This is a genomic window from Pseudomonas sp. PA-6-3C (assembly GCF_021605825.1).
Lineage (GTDB): Bacteria > Pseudomonadota > Gammaproteobacteria > Pseudomonadales > Pseudomonadaceae > Aquipseudomonas > Aquipseudomonas edaphica.
Genome location: NZ_WKDV01000035.1, coordinates 50,264 through 69,787 on the forward strand (window position 1 = coordinate 50,264; position 19,524 = coordinate 69,787).

General features: G+C 60.4%; 16 protein-coding genes. 9 read left to right on the forward strand and 7 right to left on the reverse strand.

Annotated features, from left to right (window positions below; all coding sequences use genetic code 11):
• Window positions 1-83: 83 nt before the first annotated feature.
• Complete coding sequence (locus GIW48_RS21520; protein ID WP_169988523.1) at window positions 84-1,184, forward strand: GNAT family N-acetyltransferase/peptidase C39 family protein; 1,101 nt, start codon at window positions 84-86, stop codon at window positions 1,182-1,184.
• Here GIW48_RS21520 and sfnG read toward each other — a convergent pair.
• Window positions 1,168-2,253, reverse strand: coding sequence for a dimethylsulfone monooxygenase SfnG (sfnG, locus tag GIW48_RS21525; RefSeq protein WP_099548248.1), 1,086 nt, complete (start codon window positions 2,251-2,253; stop codon window positions 1,168-1,170). The genes GIW48_RS21520 and sfnG overlap by 17 nt on opposite strands.
• A 266-nt stretch (window positions 2,254-2,519) precedes the next feature.
• Here sfnG and GIW48_RS21530 point away from each other — a divergent pair, with 266 nt between their 5' ends.
• Window positions 2,520-3,758, forward strand: a complete 1,239-nt coding sequence (locus tag GIW48_RS21530; RefSeq protein WP_099548246.1) for an acyl-CoA dehydrogenase family protein — start codon at window positions 2,520-2,522, stop codon at window positions 3,756-3,758.
• A 127-nt stretch (window positions 3,759-3,885) separates the two neighbouring features.
• On the opposite strand, the gene GIW48_RS21535 is transcribed toward GIW48_RS21530, so the two are convergent.
• Both GIW48_RS21535 and GIW48_RS21540 read right to left on the reverse strand, forming a co-directional pair.
• Window positions 3,886-4,671 carry a sulfite exporter TauE/SafE family protein gene (locus GIW48_RS21535; protein WP_017135039.1) on the reverse strand — a complete coding sequence of 262 codons (786 nt, stop codon included), beginning with the start codon at window positions 4,669-4,671 and terminating at the stop codon, window positions 3,886-3,888.
• An 82-nt stretch (window positions 4,672-4,753) separates the two neighbouring features.
• On the reverse strand, window positions 4,754-5,533 hold the full coding sequence (locus GIW48_RS21540; RefSeq protein WP_236462526.1) for a class I SAM-dependent methyltransferase: 780 nt from the start codon (window positions 5,531-5,533) through the stop codon (window positions 4,754-4,756).
• Window positions 5,534-5,668: 135 nt separating this feature from the next.
• On the opposite strand from GIW48_RS21540, the gene GIW48_RS21545 reads away from it, so the two are divergent.
• Genes GIW48_RS21545 through GIW48_RS21555 form a run of 3 tightly spaced genes read left to right on the forward strand, consistent with a single transcriptional unit; the run spans window position 5,669 to window position 7,449 of the window.
• A complete protein-coding gene (locus GIW48_RS21545) occupies window positions 5,669-6,190 on the forward strand; it encodes a DUF3455 domain-containing protein (RefSeq protein ID WP_017135037.1) in 522 nt (173 codons plus the stop codon).
• 60 nt (window positions 6,191-6,250) lie between these two features.
• Entirely contained in the window at window positions 6,251-6,778 is a 528-nt protein-coding gene (locus GIW48_RS21550; RefSeq protein WP_236462529.1) for a sigma-70 family RNA polymerase sigma factor, read from the forward strand.
• The gene (locus GIW48_RS21555) at window positions 6,775-7,449 is read left to right on the forward strand and encodes an anti-sigma factor (protein WP_236462532.1); all 675 of its coding nucleotides are present in this window, start codon (window positions 6,775-6,777) and stop codon (window positions 7,447-7,449) included. Before GIW48_RS21550 ends, GIW48_RS21555 begins: the two co-directional genes overlap by 4 nt.
• Here the strand turns inward: GIW48_RS21555 and GIW48_RS21560 are convergent, their stop codons facing one another.
• Together GIW48_RS21560 and GIW48_RS21565 are read right to left on the reverse strand one after the other, a co-directional pair.
• Window positions 7,450-8,751, reverse strand: a complete 1,302-nt coding sequence (locus GIW48_RS21560; RefSeq protein ID WP_236462534.1) for an ATP-binding protein — start codon at window positions 8,749-8,751, stop codon at window positions 7,450-7,452.
• A gap of 3 nt (window positions 8,752-8,754) precedes the next feature.
• Window positions 8,755-9,456: a response regulator transcription factor gene (locus tag GIW48_RS21565; RefSeq protein ID WP_017135033.1), complete on the reverse strand. Its 702-nt coding sequence runs from the start codon at window positions 9,454-9,456 to the stop codon at window positions 8,755-8,757.
• A gap of 335 nt (window positions 9,457-9,791) precedes the next feature.
• Between GIW48_RS21565 and GIW48_RS21570 the strand changes: the two genes are divergently transcribed.
• The 3 genes from GIW48_RS21570 (at window position 9,792) to GIW48_RS21580 (ending at window position 14,798) form a co-directional block, all read left to right on the forward strand.
• Window positions 9,792-10,946, forward strand: coding sequence for an efflux RND transporter periplasmic adaptor subunit (locus GIW48_RS21570; protein WP_236462538.1), 1,155 nt, complete (start codon window positions 9,792-9,794; stop codon window positions 10,944-10,946).
• 6 nt (window positions 10,947-10,952) lie between these two features.
• The gene (locus GIW48_RS21575) at window positions 10,953-14,051 is read left to right on the forward strand and encodes an efflux RND transporter permease subunit (RefSeq protein WP_236472948.1); all 3,099 of its coding nucleotides are present in this window, start codon (window positions 10,953-10,955) and stop codon (window positions 14,049-14,051) included.
• Between the two features lie 105 nt (window positions 14,052-14,156).
• Complete coding sequence (locus tag GIW48_RS21580) at window positions 14,157-14,798, forward strand: DUF1345 domain-containing protein (protein WP_017135030.1); 642 nt, start codon at window positions 14,157-14,159, stop codon at window positions 14,796-14,798.
• A gap of 117 nt (window positions 14,799-14,915) precedes the next feature.
• Here GIW48_RS21580 and GIW48_RS21585 read toward each other — a convergent pair whose 3' ends face one another.
• Complete coding sequence (locus tag GIW48_RS21585) at window positions 14,916-16,877, reverse strand: autotransporter outer membrane beta-barrel domain-containing protein (RefSeq protein WP_236462935.1); 1,962 nt, start codon at window positions 16,875-16,877, stop codon at window positions 14,916-14,918.
• Between the two features lie 241 nt (window positions 16,878-17,118).
• Here GIW48_RS21585 and GIW48_RS21590 point away from each other — a divergent pair, with 241 nt between their 5' ends.
• Window positions 17,119-17,259 (forward strand): hypothetical protein, encoded by a 141-nt coding sequence (locus GIW48_RS21590; protein ID WP_158235122.1) that lies wholly within the window; start codon window positions 17,119-17,121, stop codon window positions 17,257-17,259.
• Window positions 17,260-17,409: 150 nt separating this feature from the next.
• Here the strand turns inward: GIW48_RS21590 and GIW48_RS21595 are convergent, their stop codons facing one another.
• On the reverse strand, window positions 17,410-19,428 hold the full coding sequence (locus tag GIW48_RS21595) for a hypothetical protein (protein WP_186618093.1): 2,019 nt from the start codon (window positions 19,426-19,428) through the stop codon (window positions 17,410-17,412).
• Window positions 19,429-19,524: the final 96 nt, after the last annotated feature.

The window sequence follows — 19,524 nt, forward strand, 5'->3', positions numbered from 1 at the left end:
CGCTTTAGAGAACTCGACCTTTTCTATTAAGCACGATCTTTTAGAGAAGTCCCGTTTCGTTACGCAACTTTTACGGCGGTTATATGGCTCTTTCCTTTCGCGTTGCAACCCCTGCTGATGTGCCTGAATTGGTCGCACTGGAACAGCACTGTTTCACCACCGACCGGCTCTCGTTGCGCAGTTTCCAGTGGATGATCAGCCGTGCCCATGGCCAGTTGCTGGTGGCGGAAAATGATGCGCAGTTGCAAGGTTATGCACTGGTGCTGTTCCATCGCGGCACTTCATTGGCGCGCCTGTACTCCATCGCCATCGCCGAGCGTGCGCGCGGCATGGGCTTGGGCAAGCAATTGCTGACGCGCATCGAGGCCTGCGCCCTGGAACATGATTGCGCCTATCTGCGCCTGGAAGTACGCACCGACAACCCCGGCGCCCTGGCGCTGTACGAGCGCAACGGCTATCGCCGCTTTGCGCTGATAAATGACTATTACGAAGATCACACCGCCGCTATTCGCCTGGAAAAACGCATCCTCCAGCACCAGGTCGCACGCCCCCAGAGCGTGCCCTATTACCAGCAGACCACCGACTTCACCTGTGGCGCCGCGTGCTTGCTGATGGCCATGGGCGCGTTGCTGCCTGGGCGCGTGGCCGGGCGGCGCGAAGAACTGCAGATCTGGCGTGAAGCCACCACCGTGTTCATGACCGCAGGCCATGGCGGCTGCAGCCCGCAAGGCTTGGCTTTGGCGGCCTGGCGCCGGGGTTTTCGGGTGCGTATGCAGGTGAATGTGCGCGGGCCGTTGTTTCTGGATGGCGTGCGCGACCAGCACAAAAAGGACGTGATGCGCTTAGTGCATGAGGCGTTTGAAGAGGAATTGGTCGGCAGCGACGTCGAACAGGTATTCGGCGGCGCGCTGGATTTACCGCAGGTATTGCAGGCCGGCGGGCAGCCGCTGGTACTGATCAGCAGCTACCGCCTCACCCGTTCCAAGTCGCCACATTGGGTGATGGTCACCGACTGCGATGAAGAGTTCGTCTACCTGCACGACCCCGACGTGGACCACAGCCAGCATCGCCAATCCCTGGACTGCCAGCATCTGCCGGTCAGCCATGGGGAGTTCGAGCGCATGTGCCGTTTTGGCAATAACAAATTGCGCGCGGCCGTCGTGTTGTTTAAGCCACCTGCTTGACGCCGGCCTTGGCTTCCAGCTCGCGCACCAGCGGCAGGACGCGCTGGCCGAAGTATTCGACCTCTTCCTGAAAATGCAGGAAGCCAGCCAGTATCAGGTCCACGCCCACAGCCTTGAGCGCGACTATGCGCTCGGCGATCTGCTGCGGCGTACCAATCAAGTTGGTCTTGAAGCCGTCGTTGTATTGCACCAGGTCTTCAAAGCTGGACTTGGCCCAGTTACCCTCGCCTTCCGGTGAGGCCTTGCCCGCCTGTTTGGCCGCATCGCCAAACGCATTCACCGCTTCGGGGTCGGCCTTGTCGATGATTTCGGCGAGCACGGCGCGGGCTTCTTCTTCGGTGTCGCGGGCGATCACAAACGCGTTTACACCCACTTTCACCGAGTGGTGGTTGGCCGCGGCCTTGATGCGGAGATCGTCAACCTGGGCCTTGATGCCTTCGGGCGTGTTGCCGTTGGTGAAGTACCAGTCCGACACGCGTGCCGCCATGTCCCGCGCCGCCCGTGAGCTGCCGCCCTGGAACACTTCCGGCTGGCCGAGCGGCTTGGGTTTCAAGCTGTAGTTGTTGAAACGGTAGAAGTCGCCCTTGAAGGTGAAATCGTCCTGGCTCCAGATGCCTTTGAGGGCACGGATAAACTCCTCGGAACGGCGATAACGTTCGTCGTGTTCCAGCCAGGGCTCGCCGATGGCCTGGAATTCGCCCTTGAACCAGCCACTGACGATATTCACCGCGATGCGCCCATTGGTGAGCTGGTCGATGGTCGCCAGCTGCTTGGCCGCCAGCGCCGGCTGCCAAGGGCCAGGCAGGATCGCGGCGATCACCTTGAGCCTAGTGGTCGCCGCCAGCAACGCATGGCTGAACGCTACAGACTCATGCTGATTGTCGGCACCGTAGCCGGCGGTGAAACGAATTTGCGTCAGACCATATTCGAAGCCGGCCGCCTCGGCCAACTGCGCGAGCTTGCGGTTGTAGTCGATGCCCCAGTGCGTGCGTTGTTCAATCTTGCTGACCACCAGCCCACCGCTGACGTTGGGCACCCAATAGGCAAATTTCACGGCTTGCTGACTCATCTGGCAGTACCTCGCTGGAAAGGATGTAACCAGGCTTGAGCAGCAAGCGTGCCAGACAGCATCAAAGCACCACCCCATGGGCGTCGTGGCGCATATCGCCGTGGTGGTTGCCAAGCCGGCGAATGTCGCGGATGGCCTTGTTTTGTCGATTTACTGTTGCTGGGGCAACAGCAGTTTGGATCCATCCCCAGTAAATACGGGCTGCGCCGCCCGGCACGGACTGTGCAATTAGCTCACCATTGATCACTGCCCAGGAGCCGTATCCCATGACCGAGCAACATGTCATCAACCCGCTGTCCATCGGCGTCGATTACCCCACACTTGCCGCGCGCTTTCGGCCGATCTTCCAGCGCATCGCCGAAGGTGCCGTGGCACGTGAACAAGCGCGCGCCCTGCCCTATGAGCCGATTGAGTGGCTCAAACACGCAGGGTTCGGCGCGGTGCGGGTGCCGGTGGAATACGGCGGTGGCGGCGCGTCCCTGCCGCAATTGTTTGAGCTGCTGATCGAACTGGCGGCGGCCGACTCCAATGTGCCCCAGGCGCTGCGCGGGCACTTCGCCTTTGCCGAAGACCGCCTGAACGCGCCACCCAGCGCGGGTCGCGACCTGTGGTTCAAGCGGTTTGTCGACGGCGATATCGTCGGTTGCGCCTGGACCGAAATCGGCACTGTGGCCATCGGCGATGTGGTCACTCAGGTCAGCCCGGATGGCGATCACTGGAAGCTCAACGGCGAAAAGTTCTACAGCACCGGGAGCATTTTCTCCGACTGGATCGACGTGTACGCCCAGCGCAGCGACACCGGCGCCGACGTGATCGCCGCCACCCGCACGCACCAGCCCGGCGTGGTGCAACGTGATGACTGGGACGGGTTCGGCCAACGCACCACGGGCAGCGGCACTACACGGTTTACCGATGCGGTGGTTGAGGCCGACAACGTGATCGACTTCGCCACCCGCTTCAAATACCAGACCGCGTTTTACCAGTTGGTGCTGCTGGCGAGCCTGGCCGGTATTGGCCGTGCGGCGCTCAACGACGTGGCGCAGCAGGTGCGCAGCCGCAAACGCATCTACAGCCATGGCAATGCCGAACATGTCAGCCAGGACCCGCAGGTTCAGCAAGTGGTGGGCGAAGTGGCCGCGCTGGTGTATGCCGCCGAGGCCAGTGCGTTGAAAGCTGCGGTGCCGGCGCAACGGGCTTACTTGGCAAGATTTGCCGGGGATGAGGTGGCTGAGCGTGAGGCAAACGTGGCTGCCGAGATTGAATCGGCGACAGCGCAGGTGGTGGTGTCGGAGTTGATTCAGCGGGCTACCAGTGAGCTGTTCAATGCACTGGGGGCGTCGGATGTGCGCCAGGGTAAAGCGCTGGATCGCCATTGGCGCAATGCGCGGACCGTGTCGTCGCATAACCCGGTGATCTACAAGGCGCGGATCGTGGGGGATTGGGTGATCAATGGAACCGAGCCGCCGTTTGTGTGGCAGATCGGGAATGGGCCTGGCAAAGCGTAATTGATCGCTCCCACGCTCTGCGTGGGCATGCATCCTGTGACGCTCCGCGTCACGGCTTCAAGAGCGGGACGCAGAGCGTCCGGGGTGGCATTCCCACGCAGAGCGTGGGAACGATCCTGTGTACCACTCAGAACGCGAGCTTATACCCGATGGTCATCAACATAATCGCCAGACACGGTCGCAACACGCCGTCCGGGACTTTGCCGGTCATGTGGCTGCCCAGGTAAATCCCCGGCAACGACCCCATCAGCAAAAAGCCCAGCAAGTGCCAGTCCATATTGCCCATGCTGGCATGCCCCAGGCCCGCCACCAGGGTCAGCGGCACGGCGTGGGCGATCTCGGTGCCGACCAGACGCCGCGTGGCCAGGAACGGATACAAGATAAACAACGCCACAGTCCCGAGGGCACCCGCGCCGATAGAGGTCAACGCAACCATGGTGCCCAGGATCGCGCCGGTGACGACTGTGAGTGCGTTGAGGTTGCGCGGACTCATGTGGTAATCATCGCCCGCATGCCGCTGGGCGAACGCCAACAGGCTTTTCTTGAACAGGATCGCCAGCGCCGTCAGCAGCAGCACAAAGCCCAGCGCCTGCTTGATCACTGCATTCATCGCGCTGGGATCAGTGTGCAGGCTGGCCAGGAACCACAGCGTCAAAAGCACCGCCGGCACGCTGCCCAAGGTCAGCCAGCCAGTGATGGTCCAGTCGATATTGCGGTTTTTGCTGTGTACCAGCACCCCACCGGATTTGGTGATGGCGGCGTATAACAAGTCAGTGCCCACGGCGGTGGCCGGGTTGATGCCGAACCACAACAGGATCGGCGTCATCAGGGACCCGCCGCCGACACCGGTCATGCCGACGATAAAACCAACGATCAGGCCAGCGACTACAAAACCAAAATTGCCCACATCCATTACAACTACCCGCGGCCTTATAAAATTCTGGCCGCAGGATAGCGATTTTTCTTATAACGACTTATATCAATATGATCTGACTTTATGCTTTTTCTGTCAGACGATGGCAGACATAGGCCTGGGTCTGATACGGAAACGCCACAGTGTCACGCCCGCGCAGCGCCGGGTGAGTGTTGATCAGCCCGCGTAATTGCTCGGTCACCGTGGCCTTTTGCGCGGCCGGTAGCGCCGCGATAAAGCTCACAGACAGAAAGCGATCCATGATCACTTCCTGGGGGCTGCCCACATGCTGATAGGCAAAACAGCTCATTTGCGGCGCGGAAAAATACCCACCGGTGAAGGCCTCGCGCCAATGCCCTGTGTGAAAACGCGGCGTGTCGCCTTCATAGGGCGTAATGATTTCGGTGATGGCCGCAACCCAGTCCACCGACTCATCGCGCACATTCCACACCAGCCCCAGGCGCCCGTCAGGCTTGAGCACGCGGTGGATCTCTGCCAGTGCGGCCTCGGTTGCGAACCAGTGGAAGGCTTGCGCGCACACCAGCGCATCGGCGCTGGCCTCCGGCAAAGGGATAGCGTCAGCGGTGCCGCTGAGCAGGCGTACATCCGGCAACAGTTTGCTCAGTTGCGCGCCCATGGCCTCGACCGGCTCAACGGCAATCAGGCTGGGCGCCAGGGTGCTGAGCAAACGGGTGAACTTGCCGGTGCCGGCCCCCAGGTCGATCACGGTCGACTGTGCGTTGATACGCAGTGTATCGGTCAGCCAGCCGGTGAGTTGGCGTGGGTAGTCCGGTCGACCTTGGGCGTAGGTGGCGGCCTGGGTCGAGAAACCTTGTTGAGCAGACGTGTGAACACCAGTCATTGCGAGGTTCTCCTCGGGGTCGGGCGCACAGTGTGCGCCCTCTAAGGTTTATTTTCTAACCCGTGCATCCAATCGTGCGCCTCGCGTGTAGTCCTTGCAGTCACCCCGCTGTTTTACTCAAATGGAGCACTACCCATGAACGCTAAAACACTGTTCTGCCTTGCGGCTGCACTCACCGTCGCGCCTGCGGCTTTCGCCCAGACCGGCTTGCCGGACAGCATCAAGGTGCCGGACGGGCACAAGATTGCGATGGAAACCACCGGGGTCGGCGAAATCACCTACGAATGCCGCGACAAAGCCAACGCCGTCGGCCAGACCGAATGGTTCTTTGTCGGCCCCAAAGCCGTGTTGAATGATCGCAGCGGCAAGCCGGTGGGCAACTACTTCGGCCCGCCCGCCACCTGGCAGGCCCAGGATGGCTCGAAAATCACCGGCACCCAACTGGCGGTAGCGCCTTCGAGTGCAGGCAACCTGCCCTATCAACTGGTCAAGGCCAACCCGGCCGAAGGTAAAGGTGCCATGAGTGGCGTCAGTTACATCCAGCGTGTCGCCCTTAAAGGCGGCGTGGCGCCGAGCAGCGAATGCACGGCGGCGAACAAAGGCCAGCAGGCCGTGGTGAAGTACCAGGCCGACTACATTTTCTGGGCAGCCAACTGAGTAAACTCGGCTACGCTGCCTGTGGCGAGCGCGCTCGCCACAGGACTCAGCCCTTTAAGGATGCCGTGTTTGTTTGATTACGAAACCTGCCTGGCGGCGTGTGCCCGTGGCGACCAACGCGCCTTGCGCCAACTCTATGCCGAGGACAGCAGCCGCTTGCTCGGCGTGGCGTTGCGCATTGTGCGTGACAAAGCCCTGGCCGAAGATGTCGTGCATGACGCGTTTATCAAGGTCTGGCGCGGCGCCGGCAGTTTCGACCCAAGCCGTGGTTCGGCGCGGGGCTGGGTGTTCAGCATCACCCGGCACCTGGCGCTCAATGCCGTGCGCAATCACTACCGGGAGGTGGCATTGAGCGACGAACACGAGCAACTCGCCGCCCCCAATGACAGCTTCGAATTCAGCGCCCGAGAAGGTCAGGTGTACCGCTGCCTGGAACAACTCGACCCGACCCGTCGCACGTGCATCCTTCACGCCTATGTCGACGGTTATTCCCACAGCGAAATCGCCCGGAAACTGGACACGCCCCTGGGCACCGTCAAAGCCTGGATCAAACGGAGCCTCGTCGCGCTGCGCGAGTGCATGGCATGAGCAACCCACTGGATGAACTCGCCAGCGAATATGTGTTGGGCACCCTGCCCGCCGAGCAACGCGCCGAGGTCGAGCAACGCCTGAAGCATGACAGCGATCTGCGTGCGGCGGTGGATGCCTGGGAGCAGCGCCTGCTGCCGCTGACCGCCTTGGCCGAACCCGTGCCGCCGTCCGCGCAACTGTGGCGGCGCATCGAGCGCAGCACGGCAAATCAGCCAGCCGGCGTGCCGTGGTGGAACCTGCTGGCGCTCTGGCGTGGGTTGGCCGGCGCAGGCCTGGTGACCACACTGGTGTTGGCGGCCCTGCTGTTGACCCGCCCGCCCGTAGCCGATCCGACGTTTGTGGTGGTGTTGGTTGCACCACAGAACCAGGCACCCGGCTGGGTGATCCAGGCCAGCCATGATCAGCAGATCCAACTGATTCCGTTGGGGGTGATGGAGGTGCCGAGCGACAAAGCCCTGCAATTCTGGACCAAGGGCGATGGCTGGCAGGCTCCGGTGTCATTGGGGCTGGTCAAGCCAGGGCAAACGCTCTCGGTGCCGCTGGACAAGCTGCCGCCGCTCACGCCCAACCAGCTGTTCGAGCTGACCCTGGAAGACCCTCGCGGTTCACCGACCGGCAAGCCGACCGGGCCGATCCAGGCCATCGGCCGCGCGGTCAAAGTGCTCTGATCAGCTTGCGCTGGGCAACCACACCCTGAACCGTGCCCCGCCCAGGGGCGAGGCCAGGGCCGTCAATGTGCCGCCCTGGGCTTCCATGGCGCGCCGGCTGATCGCCAGGCCAAGGCCAAAGCCGCCAGTGGCGCGGTCGCGGCTGCGGTCCAGGCGATAGAAGGGTTCGAAGATACGCTCGCGCTGTTCCACGGGAATGCCGATGCCGTCATCGTCCACCCATATTTCACAGCCATCGGCACACACCTTGACCCCAACCTGAATGCGCTTGTCGCAATAGCGCGTGGCATTGCGCAACAGATTCTGCAATGCCCGGGCCGTGAGACGTGGGTCGAGGCTGAAACGCTCCACGGTGCAGTCGAGCGCGACGTCGATGACGATCTCGGGGTTTTCCAGTTCGTCATCGACGCTGCCCAGCACGCTGTCGATAAACTCATCGAGCACCACGTCGACCCGCTCCGGCAACTGTGCCGGGTTTTGCAGGCGGCTGTAGGAAAGCAATTCCAGCACCAGCTCGTCCAGCTCGCGTATATGCGCCACCAGGCTTTGCAGGCGCTCGCGGCTGGCCTGGGGCAAGTCTTCGGACAGCGCCAGGGCCAGGCCGAAGTCCAGGCGCGTCAGCGGCGTGCGCAGTTCATGGGACACGGCGTTGAGCAAGTCGCGCTGCTGGTTGAGCAGGCCTTCGATGTCGTCGGCCATGGTGTCGAACACCGACGCCAGGCTGCCGATGTTGGAGCTGGCGGGAATCTGTGTGCGCTCACTGAGGTTGCCCCGGCCCAATTGCGCGGCGGTGCTTTTCAGGCGCTCCAGGTCACGCCAGTGCGGGCGCAGCCAGAACAGCAGGCAGGCGAGCAAGGCCGCGCCAATCAGCACGTTCATCGACCAGTACAGCAGGTTCATGTCCAGCGGGTCCGGGGGGATGCTCAGTTTCACCGCAAACTGCTGGTTGATCGGCGAACTGATGTCTTCCATCCAGCCCCACTCGCCCAGGCGGATCACCGGCTTGCCGTGCTCCAGCAGTTGCTCCTCCTCGGGGGTATAGCTGGCGTCCTGGCGCAGCAGCAACTTGACTTGCAGCGGCGCGAAATCCCGGTTCAGTTGCTCGGTCACGTGCGACCAATGCTCCACCGGCGCGCGCAGATACTGCTTGACGATAAGCTTTTGCAGGCCACGGGTCTGCTCGATGTTGTAGTCCATGTAGCGGTGTTCAAACAGCTGGATCACCAACTTGGGAATCAGGAATATCGCGGCACTGAAGGTAATGATGGTGACCAGGTAGAGGCGCAGCAGTACACGAAACATGGATCAGCATTCCCACTCGGAACGGCTGAACAGGTAGCCCTTGCCCCATACGGTCTTGATCTTGCGCGCCTCCCCGGCGTGGTCGTCAAACTTGCGGCGCAGCTTGGAGATGGCCACGTCCACCGAACGGTCGGTGCCGTTGAACTCGATACCGCGCAAACGTTGCAGGATCTGGTCGCGGCTGAGCACTTCACCGGCGTGCCGGGCCAGCACCACCAGCAGGTTGTACTCACCGCTGGACAGCTCCACCGCCTGTTCACGCCAGGTCACGGTGCGCTCCGACAGGTCGATGCACAGGTTGCCCATGACGATCTGGTCGTTGGCCACCTGTGGCTCGGACAAACTGCTGCGGCGCAGCAAGGTGCGCACACGGGCGAGCAGCACACGTGGCTCGCAAGGCTTGGTGACATAATCGTCGGCGCCCATCTCCAGGCCCAGCACCTGATCGTGGCTGTCATCGCGGGCGGTGAGCATCAGAATCGGCAGGCCCGCCGAGTCGGCACGCAGCAGGCGGCACACCTGCAAGCCGTCGAGACCGGGCAGCATCAGGTCGAGGATCACCAGGTCCGGCGGGTTAAGGCGCGCCCGTTCACGCACATGGTCGCCACGGCTGAGCACATTGACGTGGTAGCCATTGCGTTCCAGGTAGCTGGCAATCAGCTCGGAGAGTGCGGCGTCGTCTTCCACCAGGAGGATGTTGGGCATGGTGTTTCCAAATAATACAGTTTGTAGGCGATATACAGACCCTTGTGGGAGCTGGCTTGTGTGGGAGCTGGCTTGCCTGCGATAGCATCGCCTCGTTCTCTATGAAAGACCGAGGTGCCTGCATCGCGGGCAAGCCCGGCTCCCACATAAGCCCGGCTCCCACACAGGCCCGGTTTTCACATTTGATCTTTGCTGTTTGCAGGATTGTGAAAGGATATACGCCCTCAAGCGACTATGGGCCGCACCTTACACTTCTTCACACACGGCCTACACAGCTTCACAGCACCACGGCGCAGGTGTCTTTAGGATGCGCCAGTCAATATTGGGATATGAGCATGTCGAAGAATCTGTTTGCGCCATTTTGCCTGCTGGCCCTGACGCTGGCCCTGAGTGGCTGTGGCCAGTCGGCCGATGAAGCGCCAGAGGCGCCACTGGCCAAAGTGCGCATCGAAACCCTGCAGGCCAAGCCTCTCTCGATCACCAGCGAATTGAGCGGGCGTATCGCCGCGCCGCGCATTGCCGAAGTGCGCGCACGGGTCGCCGGCGTGGTCATGCAGCGGGTGTTCAAGGAAGGCCACGACGTAAAACAGGGTGACGTGCTGTTTCGCATCGACCCCGCGCCGTTCAAGGCCGACCTGGACAGCGCCCAGGCCAACCTGAGCAAGGCCGAAGCCAACGCATTCCAGGCGCGCCTGCAGGAGCAGCGCTACAGCCAGTTGGTCGAAGGCAACGCCATCAGCGGCCAGGACTACGACAACGCCCGCGCCGCCGTGCGCCAGACCAACGCCGAAGTCGCCGCCAACAAGGCCGCGGTCGAGCGCGCCCGGTTGAACCTGGGCTACGCCACCGTCACCGCACCGATTTCCGGGCGCATCGGCCGTGCGTTGGTGACCGAAGGTGCGCTGGTCGGCCAGAACGAGGCCACGCCGCTGGCGATTATCCAGCAACTGGACCCGATCCACGCCGACCTCACCCAGTCGACCCGCGAACTCAATGACCTGCGCCGCGCCTTCCGCGCCGGCAGCTTGAAGCAGGTCGGCCAGGACCAGGCCAAGGCCACGCTGATCCAGGACAACGGCAGCCTGTACCCGTTGCCGGGCAAGCTGCTGTTTGCGGAAATCAGCGTCGACCCGGGCACCGGGCAGATCATCCTGCGCAGCGAGTTCCCCAACCCGGACCTCGACCTGTTGCCGGGCAGCTTTGTGCGTGTGCGCCTCGAACAGGCCGTGGACAAGCAAGGTATCAGCGTGCCGCAACGTGCCATCACGCGTGACAGCGCCGGCATCCCGATGGTGCTGCTGTTGGACGCCGAGCAGACCGTCAGCCAGCAGCCGGTGGAACTGGGCGCGGTGATTGAAGACCGCTGGATCGTCAGCAGCGGCCTCAAGCCCGGTGACCGCATCGTCGTCGAAGGCCTGCAACACGCGCGCCCCGGTGAAAAAGTCGAGGTGGACGACAGCCCCGCCTCCGGCCAGCCAGTCAAGGAATAACCCGCCATGCCGCAGTTCTTTATTGACCGCCCGATTTTCGCCTGGGTGGTGGCCCTGTTTATCCTGCTGGCCGGCGCGCTCGCCATCCCGCAGTTGCCGGTGGCCCAGTACCCCAACGTTGCGCCGCCGAAGGTGGAGATCTACGCGGTGTACCCCGGCGCCTCGGCCCAGACCCTGGATGAAAGCGTGGTCAGCCTGATCGAGCAGGAGCTTAACGGCGCCGATCACTTGCTGTACTTCGAATCCCAGAGCAGCCTGGGTTCGGCCACTATCACTGCGACCTTCCAGCCGGGCACCAACCCGGAAATGGCCCAGGTGGACGTGCAAAACCGTCTTAAAGCGGTAGAACCGCGCTTGCCGCAAGCCGTGACCCAGCAAGGTTTGCAAGTGGAGAAAGTCTCCGCCGGCTTCCTGCTGCTGGTGACCCTGACCTCCAACGACGGCAAGCTCGACGACGTAGCGCTCAGCGATTACCTGGCGCGCAACGTGATGAACGAACTCAAGCGCCTGGACGGCGTGGGCAAGGCCCAGCTGTATGGTGCCGAACGCGCCATGCGCATCTGGATCGACCCGCAGAAGCTGATCGGTTTCAACCTGACGCCAGCCGACGTGAACGCCGCGATCAGCGCGCAAAACGCTCAGGTTTCGGCAGGCAGCATTGGCGATTTGCCAGGCACCAAGACCCAGGAAATCACCGCCGCAATCCTGGTCAAGGGCCAGTTGTCGACCCCGGCGGAATTTGCCGACATCGTGCTCAAGGCCAACCCCGACGGTTCCACCGTGCGCATCGGCGATGTGGCGCGGGTGGAAGTCGGCAGCCAGGAATACCAGTTTTCCACGCGCCTGAATGGCAAACCGTCCACCGCCGTCAGTGTGCAACTGTCGCCCGGCGCCAACGCGCTGAACACCGCAACCCTGGTGCGGGCAAAGATGGACGAGCTGTCGCGCTACTTCCCGGCCAACGTGGAGTACAAGATCCCTTACGACACGTCGCCGTTCGTCAAAGTATCGATCACCAAGGTGGTCTACACCTTGCTGGAGGCGATGGCACTGGTGTTTGCGGTGATGTTCCTGTTCCTGCAGAACGTGCGCTACACCTTGATCCCCACACTGGTGGTGCCGATTGCACTGATGGGCACCTTCGCCACCATGCTGTTGCTGGGTTTTTCGATCAACGTGCTGACCATGTTCGGCATGGTGCTGGCGATCGGCATCCTGGTGGACGATGCGATTGTGGTGGTCGAAAACGTCGAACGCATCATGGCCACCGAAGGCCTGTCGCCCAAGGACGCAACGAAAAAAGCCATGGGCCAGATCACCGGCGCCATCGTCGGGATTACGTTGGTGCTGGTGGCGGTGTTCCTGCCGATGGCGTTCATGCCGGGTTCGGTGGGTGTGATCTACCAACAGTTTTCGCTGTCGATGGCCACCTCGATCCTGTTCTCGGCGTTCCTGGCCCTGACATTGACGCCGGCGCTGTGCGCCACCTTGCTCAAACCGATTGCCAAGGGCGAGCACCACGCCAAGGGCGGTTTCTTCGGCTGGTTCAACACGCGTTTTGAGCGCCTCACCGACCGCTATGAAGGCTGGGTGGCCTATGCCCTCAAGCGCAGCGGCCGCTACCTGTTGATCTATCTGGTGCTGCTGGTGGGCCTGGGGTGGATGTTCAGTCGCCTGCCCTCCTCATTCCTGCCGGTGGAAGACCAGGGTTACACCATCACCGATATCCAGCTGCCACCGGGCGCGAGCAAGAACCGCACGGTGCAGGTGGCCGAGCAGATCGAAGCGCACAACGCCGGCGAACCTGGGGTGGGCGATACCACCATGATCATGGGCTTCAGTTTCTCCGGGTCCGGGCAGAACGCGGCGCTGGCCTTTACCACGCTCAAGGATTGGTCGCAGCGCAGCAGCGACGATTCGGCCTCGGCAATTGCCGAGCGTGCCAACGAAGCGTTCAGCGAGCTCAAGGATGCGATTGCCTACGCGATCCTGCCGCCGCCGGTGGACGGCCTGGGGACTTCCAGCGGCTTCGAGTTCCGTTTGCAGGACCGTGGCGGCGTCGGCCATGCCGCGTTGATGCAAGCACGTACCGAGTTGCTGGCCGCCGCCGAAAAAAGCCCGATCCTGGCCAACGTGCGCGAAAGCGCCTTGGCTGAAGCACCGCAAGTGCAATTGCAAGTGGATCGCAAGCAAGCCAACGCCCTGGGCGTGTCGTTTGCCGATGTGGGCAATGTGCTGTCCTCGGCCATCGGCTCGGCCTATGTCAACGACTTCCCCAACCAGGGCCGCATGCAGCGGGTGGTGGTGCAGGCCGAAGGCGACCAACGCAGCCAGGTGGCGGACTTGATGAAGATCAACGTGCGCAATAACGCCGGCAAGATGGTGCCCTTGTCATCCTTTGTTGAAGCCAGCTGGACCCAGGGCCCGGCGCAGCTGACGCGCTACAACGGCTACCCGGCCATCTCCATCAGCGGCGAAGCGGCACCGGGGCACAGCACCGGTGAGGCCATGGAAGAAATCCAGCGCCTGGTCAGCCAACTGCCGGCCGGCCTGGGCCAGGAGTGGACCGGGTTGTCGTTGCAGGAACGTTTGTCCGGCTCCCAGGCGCCGTTGTTATTGGGCCTGTCGCTGCTGATCGTGTTCCTGTGCCTGGCGGCGCTGTATGAAAGCTGGTCGATACCCACCTCGGTGTTGCTAGTGGTGCCGCTAGGTGTGCTCGGCGCCGTATTGGCGGTGGGCTTGCGTGGCATGCCCAATGACGTGTTCTTCAAGGTCGGTTTGATCACTATCATCGGGTTATCGGCGAAGAACGCGATTCTGATTATCGAGTTTGCCAAGGACCTGGTTGACCAAGGTGAGGATCTGATCGACGCCACCCTGAAAGCCGCGCGGCTCAGGTTGCGACCGATCATCATGACCTCGCTGGCGTTTATCCTTGGCGTGGTGCCCTTGGCGATTGCCACCGGCGCCAGCTCGGCCAGCCAGCAGGCGATTGGTACAGGCGTGATCGGCGGGATGATCACCGCGACGCTGGCGGTGGTGTTTGTGCCGGTGTTTTTTGTGGTGGTCATGAAACTGGTGCGCAGACGCGGCAAGCCTGACTGATCGGCACCGCGGATCCCTGTGGGAGCCAGCTCCCACAGGGTTCACTTATCTCAAGTACAACTGAATGCGCTATGGTGCCCACAACCTCCCCTGTTGTGAGCACCTATGGCCTTCCTCGCCCGCACCCACCCTCGCCTCTCATCCGCCGCCGTCCTTGGCCTTGCTGTGGGCATCCTGGCGCCGGCCGATACGCTGATCAGCAAAATCCTGATTGGCTGGAACGCCGGGGTCTGGACCTACCTGGCGCTGATGCTGTGGCTTACCAGCCGCTCACGTGCCGATGACGTAAAACGCATCGCCGAGATCGAGGACGAAAACGCCGGGCTGGTGCTGTTCATGGTGTGCATTGCCGCGATAGCCAGCCTGGCTACCATCACAGTCAACCTGGTAGGCAGCAAAGACCTGGACAGCACGGCGCGCCTGCTGCACTACGGTTTTACCGGCATGACGGTGATTGGTTCATGGTTGCTGACCGGGGTGATTTTCAGCGTGCATTACGCCCGCCTGTTCTACACCTGGGAAGGCGACGAGCCCGCACTGCGCTTTGCCGAAGGGCTGCGTAACCCCAATTACTGGGACTTCCTGTACTTCTCGTTCACCATCGGCGTGGCGGTGCAAACCGCGGATGTGGGGGTTGCTACACGCGCAATGCGCAAAGTCGTTTTGGGCCAGTCGTTGATTGGGTTTCTGTTCAATACGGCGATTCTGGGCTTCTCGATCAATATTGCGGCCGGGCTGTTCAGTTGAACCCTGATGGTATGGCGGCAATCCTGATCTAACCGAAAAAGGCTATTGAAAAGCGCTTTTGCGTTCAAAAAAAAAGCCCTGATCTTTCGATCAGGGCTTTATAGGGCGCCGGTTTATTTAGAACGCATAACGCAGGCCAACATTGACAGCGGCTTTTTGCTTGATTTTGTCACTGGTGCTGGTCTCCAGGTCGACATGCGCCTGCAGGTCCTGGGTAAACGACACCGCCACACCGGCACCGTACTTGGTGCGCGAGCCCGACAAATCATTGTTGAAGGTCTGGTTGTTGACCGTGACCTTATTGTTGTTGGCAAACTCGTGGACCATTGCCGCACGCAGGTAAGGCTTGATCAGCGTGCCATCATCGAGTTGGAACTCATGACCAACGGTCGCACCGGCCTCGGCGGTCCTTGAGCGGGTGCGCTCACCGTCCACTTGCAAACCGTTTTTCAGGCTGTACGTGCCACCCTGGACCACAATGGTCGACAGTCGGCCGTAAGGTTCAACAAAGGAACTCTCACCGAACTTGATATGACGGCCGAGTTCAGCCGATACACCACCGCCTACGTTGTTGTAGCCACCCTTGGTCGACGTGTTGTCACTGAGTGTTGCCTTGGCCTGGTTCTGGAACCGGTTGGCTTTGGCCACGGCATCAAAATAGAAACCGCTTTCTTCGTCCATCCAGGTGGCATAGGTGCCCAGGAAGTAGCTCTTGACGGTACCGGCAGCGCCGCGAGCCGGGTTTACGTCAGAGTTACTGTGGCCGCCAAATACACCCACCTTCCATTGGCTGTCGCCCAGCGGCGTATCAGCACCGATGGAGAAACCTCGCAGGTTCTGCGAGTAGCCGGTGCCCGAACTCTGGGACACATCATATTGACTGCCGAAACCACGGACCCAAAGACCGGTGCTTTTCGGGGAATAACGCAACTCACCCATACGTTGGCGCAATGAGCCCTCTTCGGCGGTCATGATGGTCACCGGGGTGTTGAACAATGCCGTCACCACGCGGGCACTGCGGCTGATCACACGGGTTTGCGTGTCCAGAAACCAGTCATTGCCTTCCTGTTTCAGGTTATAGGCATAGGCACCCATGTCGACCGGGCCGCCCTCCAGGGAGAACGCCGCGTCACCGCCGCCGGTGTGCACAACCTGGGTTTTGACCAGTTCGCTGCCGCTGGCTGCGAGTGCCAGGCTGTGGTTGCCCGTGGCTTCGCCGGTGACATTGATAAAGTCGGTTTTGCCTTGGTCGAAATCGGTGCCCATGACAAAGGTGCCGTTACCCGAAAGCGTCTGAAGGTTCAGTTGGTAAAACTCATTCGCCGCGCCCATGGTCACCGTACCACCGGCCATGTTCAGTGCGCCCACCTGGCTGTCACCGGTCATGTTCCAGTTGGAAGCATTGCCTACGCTCAGGGTGGAGACGTTCTGCAACTGGCCCGTCAGCTCGGCGTTGTTTTGCAGGTTCAAATGCACGGTGCTGGTGGCATCGGCGATTACATTACCGGCCAGGTTTCGGCTGTTATCCACATTCATCGTTGCCGTGGCACCGCCAGACACCGACAGTAGATTGCCATTACCGCCTTTCAACGTAGAACCGTTGAGTACATCGATAGATACCACTGGCACTCGATTTGGCGTGCCCCTGACCGAGATGGCCGAACCGCTGCGACCCTCAACCACGGACTGGTCCAAAACCAGTTTGCCATCCGTCAGGTCCCCCCGATTACGGGTGAACGACACGCCATGACCATTGCCGATGATAGTACTTTGCGTGGCAGTCGCCGTGGCACCTGCGAGGGAGAGCCCAAAGGCCCCTACTCCCGTGCCCTGCACCAGCGAGTTTTGTTTAAAGTGTAACTGACTGCCGGTGAATGCTTCCGCACCGCCGATAGCGCCACTGATCGTAGAGTTGCTGACCTCAGCGGACGAGCCGCTCGAAGTGCCTACAAAACCAAACGCCTGCAACCCTACGCCGCTGGTATTGGTGAGGGTACTGTTATTAATAACCGCCTTACTGCTGTCCAGCCGCACGGCGCCGTATAGGGAATCGCTCGAAGTAACACGTGCAGCGTCCATGTTTACTGTGGAGCCCTGCACAGCATGTACACTATTCGCCATACTGCCGCTGTTCATGTTCAACGTGGAATTTGAAAGGTTGATCGTGGTGGCTGTTGCACGGTTCATCGTCAACGCTGATTGGCCCGACAATTGCCAATCCGTTGTTTGCTCAGTTGCGTCAATGGTTCTTTGCTCACCGCTACCTATCACAACCGCCTGAGCTTGCCCCTGCATCGCGGCAAACAAACAGAATGTAATGGTGGGGACTTTCATCATTGCACTCAAGGGTTTGAGTTCGAACGTGTTCAGTGCCGACATGGTCAATCACTCTTTTGGTAAGGCCTACAAAAGCGGTTCGGCTCACTTCCTGAAAGTGACGCCTTACCTGTGCGGCACGTAGAGTAAGTATTAAACACTCACTCTTATGTAGGATTAATCTGCAACCTATTGGTAAGTAGGCAGCACTTTGGGTCATCCAATCGGTAGGGCACTGTCAGGGAAACCCCCTCTCAGAGTGAGAGGGGAACCCTGCAGCGTATCAATGACGCCTCTAAGGGACGATGATTGGTCCCACGTTATCGCACCGTGTGAAACTCAACGTCGTACGTACGTTAACGCCCGCGGTACCACGCCCCAGCGTGCCGTTGTTCAGCGGCACGGTGTAAGTCGCCTCCGCACGCCCTACTTGGGCATGTTCAAGGAAACCCGCGTAGGGAATCCGGAAGATATGGCCGTTATCTCTAATGGTAGGGGTAACGAGTACGTTGAAACTTTGCGTTTGGTCAAAAAGCCGAGGTGTGCCCGTGCGAGGTCTGAACACCTGCAGTACCAAGGTCAGTAGCTGACCAACCACCATTCTCGGGTCCGGATCCACAGCTACCCTGCCTTCCCAGTTTGTCGGCGCCGGTGCTACTAGCGCTTGGCAGGCCCATTGACCAAACGCCCCCCCCGTCGCATTGACATATTTAGCCGCCGGCAGGAGTGTAGTTACCGCATCCCGCACTTCAACCTCTCTAGGTAACGCGCGATTGAGGTTAGTGGCAGACGTTGGCGTTGCCGTTGGTGATACGACATAGCTGATGTTATGTCTGCCATTGCCCAGTTTTTGAAAGACACTCCAGTCGATGTCCCAGGTGACAAAGTCTCCAGGTATCTCATTGCTTATTTCCTTAGCGGGCGCGATGAACGTACCGTCAGGGTTGACAAGGATAAGAAACATGCCTGGCGCCGGCAGTTCAGCAGGGTCAGAGGTTCGCCATAACTCGACCGTAACGGTGACCGGCTTGCCAGCCTGTGCAAACTCCATTATGTTCGCTGCCGCCGCGTCGGTCCCACGGAACGATGCTGGAATCAGTCGGGTATTGATACTGCCTGGTATTCCAGGATTGCTCGGCCCCGTCACACTAAAGTCCACTCTGAACGGCGTGGTCGGGCCAGGGACAGTGTCACCATTTTTGCGTATTTCATAGGCGATACCGACCGATTTCGGACCTTTTGCATTGGCATAGTCCGCTACAGCCAGGGGGCTCAGAAAGGCCTGATCCAACGTGATTGGAACCGAGAGAACGCGAGACCATGGGCTCCAAGCTCCATTGTTGTATCGAACCCGATACTCGTCCTTGGTAGTGTCAACGTTCGTATAGGTCGGTATTTCGCCCGTTGGGCCTGATTTCAAGTCTTCAATAGTGACCAAGTCATCAACGAGGTCTGGCGCCTGGTGAATGATAATCGGCTGTAAATTTTCGGGTGCCGGATCCAGCGCGATAGTGAAGGTAATCGAAGGCGCAGAGACCAAACTTGCATTGCCCTGCGAGTCCCTGATTTGGTAAGTAAAGAAGCACGGCCCCCCTTGCGTAATCTCATTGGCGAGCACTGTCAGCATGTTGCCGGTTTGGGCCATGGGCCGGGGTGGAGTCTGTCGGGCTACTTCTGTGGCTGTCACGGGGGTGCCGTGGTTATAGAAGAAGGTCAGCTCATCTCCTGGCTTCCAAGCCCCGAGGCCCGTCGTTACGTTGTCAGGAATAGAGAATGGCAAATTGAACAGCATCAGTTGTGCCAGACTAATAACCTGGCCCGGCGGGAAGGCCCCCGTGTATTGCGGCGCAGGTGGCTGCCCCCTCAAATAGGGTGGATCCAAGTCTATTTTATAAGTCGAAATGGGTGAGGACTGGCCGAGAGAACCAGGCCTGTCTACGGAGCCTGGAATAGTTGGATCCGCACCCTCATTCTGGTGCAAGTCAAAACGTACTTCAAAATCACCCGACAGCTGCATTCCCGAGCTCGTAACGACAGGAATACTCGCCGAAAACTTGTCACCTGGGGCGTTGATTACAAATTGCACTTGAGCCACTAACGTCCATGAGTCAGGCAAGTCATTAATGACGTCTCTTCGATAGACTAGAGCCCAGTCACCCGCGTCTGAACCTGGGCCGGAAGTGATGACCAACACCACAGGCTTGTTCCCGTCAGCCGCTGAAATATACCCTGTTACAGGGTCTACTCCTTGGATTTCGGGAGCAACTGCTCCAGGGCTGGGATCTGCCTTTACCGTAATTTTTTTACCGATCATGTCCTATTCTCCATCCGCAATTATATTTTTACCGAATAAAACCAAACGACCAGGGACCTCTGGATACTGAAGCCCTCACGCCACTTACCTCACTGC

What these genes read in the sequence shown, in the direction of transcription:
- GIW48_RS21520 (WP_169988523.1), top strand. Translation starts at nt 84, where the DNA reads ATGGCTCTTTCCTTTCGCGTTGCAACCCCTGCTGATGTGCCTGAATTG.
- sfnG (WP_099548248.1), bottom strand. Translation starts at nt 2,253, where the DNA reads ATGAGTCAGCAAGCCGTGAAATTTGCCTATTGGGTGCCCAACGTCAGC.
- GIW48_RS21530 (WP_099548246.1), top strand. Translation starts at nt 2,520, where the DNA reads ATGACCGAGCAACATGTCATCAACCCGCTGTCCATCGGCGTCGATTAC.
- GIW48_RS21535 (WP_017135039.1), bottom strand. Translation starts at nt 4,671, where the DNA reads ATGGATGTGGGCAATTTTGGTTTTGTAGTCGCTGGCCTGATCGTTGGT.
- GIW48_RS21540 (WP_236462526.1), bottom strand. Translation starts at nt 5,533, where the DNA reads ATGACTGGTGTTCACACGTCTGCTCAACAAGGTTTCTCGACCCAGGCC.
- GIW48_RS21545 (WP_017135037.1), top strand. Translation starts at nt 5,669, where the DNA reads ATGAACGCTAAAACACTGTTCTGCCTTGCGGCTGCACTCACCGTCGCG.
- GIW48_RS21550 (WP_236462529.1), top strand. Translation starts at nt 6,251, where the DNA reads ATGCCGTGTTTGTTTGATTACGAAACCTGCCTGGCGGCGTGTGCCCGT.
- GIW48_RS21555 (WP_236462532.1), top strand. Translation starts at nt 6,775, where the DNA reads ATGAGCAACCCACTGGATGAACTCGCCAGCGAATATGTGTTGGGCACC.
- GIW48_RS21560 (WP_236462534.1), bottom strand. Translation starts at nt 8,751, where the DNA reads ATGTTTCGTGTACTGCTGCGCCTCTACCTGGTCACCATCATTACCTTC.
- GIW48_RS21565 (WP_017135033.1), bottom strand. Translation starts at nt 9,456, where the DNA reads ATGCCCAACATCCTCCTGGTGGAAGACGACGCCGCACTCTCCGAGCTG.
- GIW48_RS21570 (WP_236462538.1), top strand. Translation starts at nt 9,792, where the DNA reads ATGTCGAAGAATCTGTTTGCGCCATTTTGCCTGCTGGCCCTGACGCTG.
- GIW48_RS21575 (WP_236472948.1), top strand. Translation starts at nt 10,953, where the DNA reads ATGCCGCAGTTCTTTATTGACCGCCCGATTTTCGCCTGGGTGGTGGCC.
- GIW48_RS21580 (WP_017135030.1), top strand. Translation starts at nt 14,157, where the DNA reads ATGGCCTTCCTCGCCCGCACCCACCCTCGCCTCTCATCCGCCGCCGTC.
- GIW48_RS21585 (WP_236462935.1), bottom strand. Translation starts at nt 16,877, where the DNA reads ATGGACGCTGCACGTGTTACTTCGAGCGATTCCCTATACGGCGCCGTG.
- GIW48_RS21595 (WP_186618093.1), bottom strand. Translation starts at nt 19,428, where the DNA reads ATGATCGGTAAAAAAATTACGGTAAAGGCAGATCCCAGCCCTGGAGCA.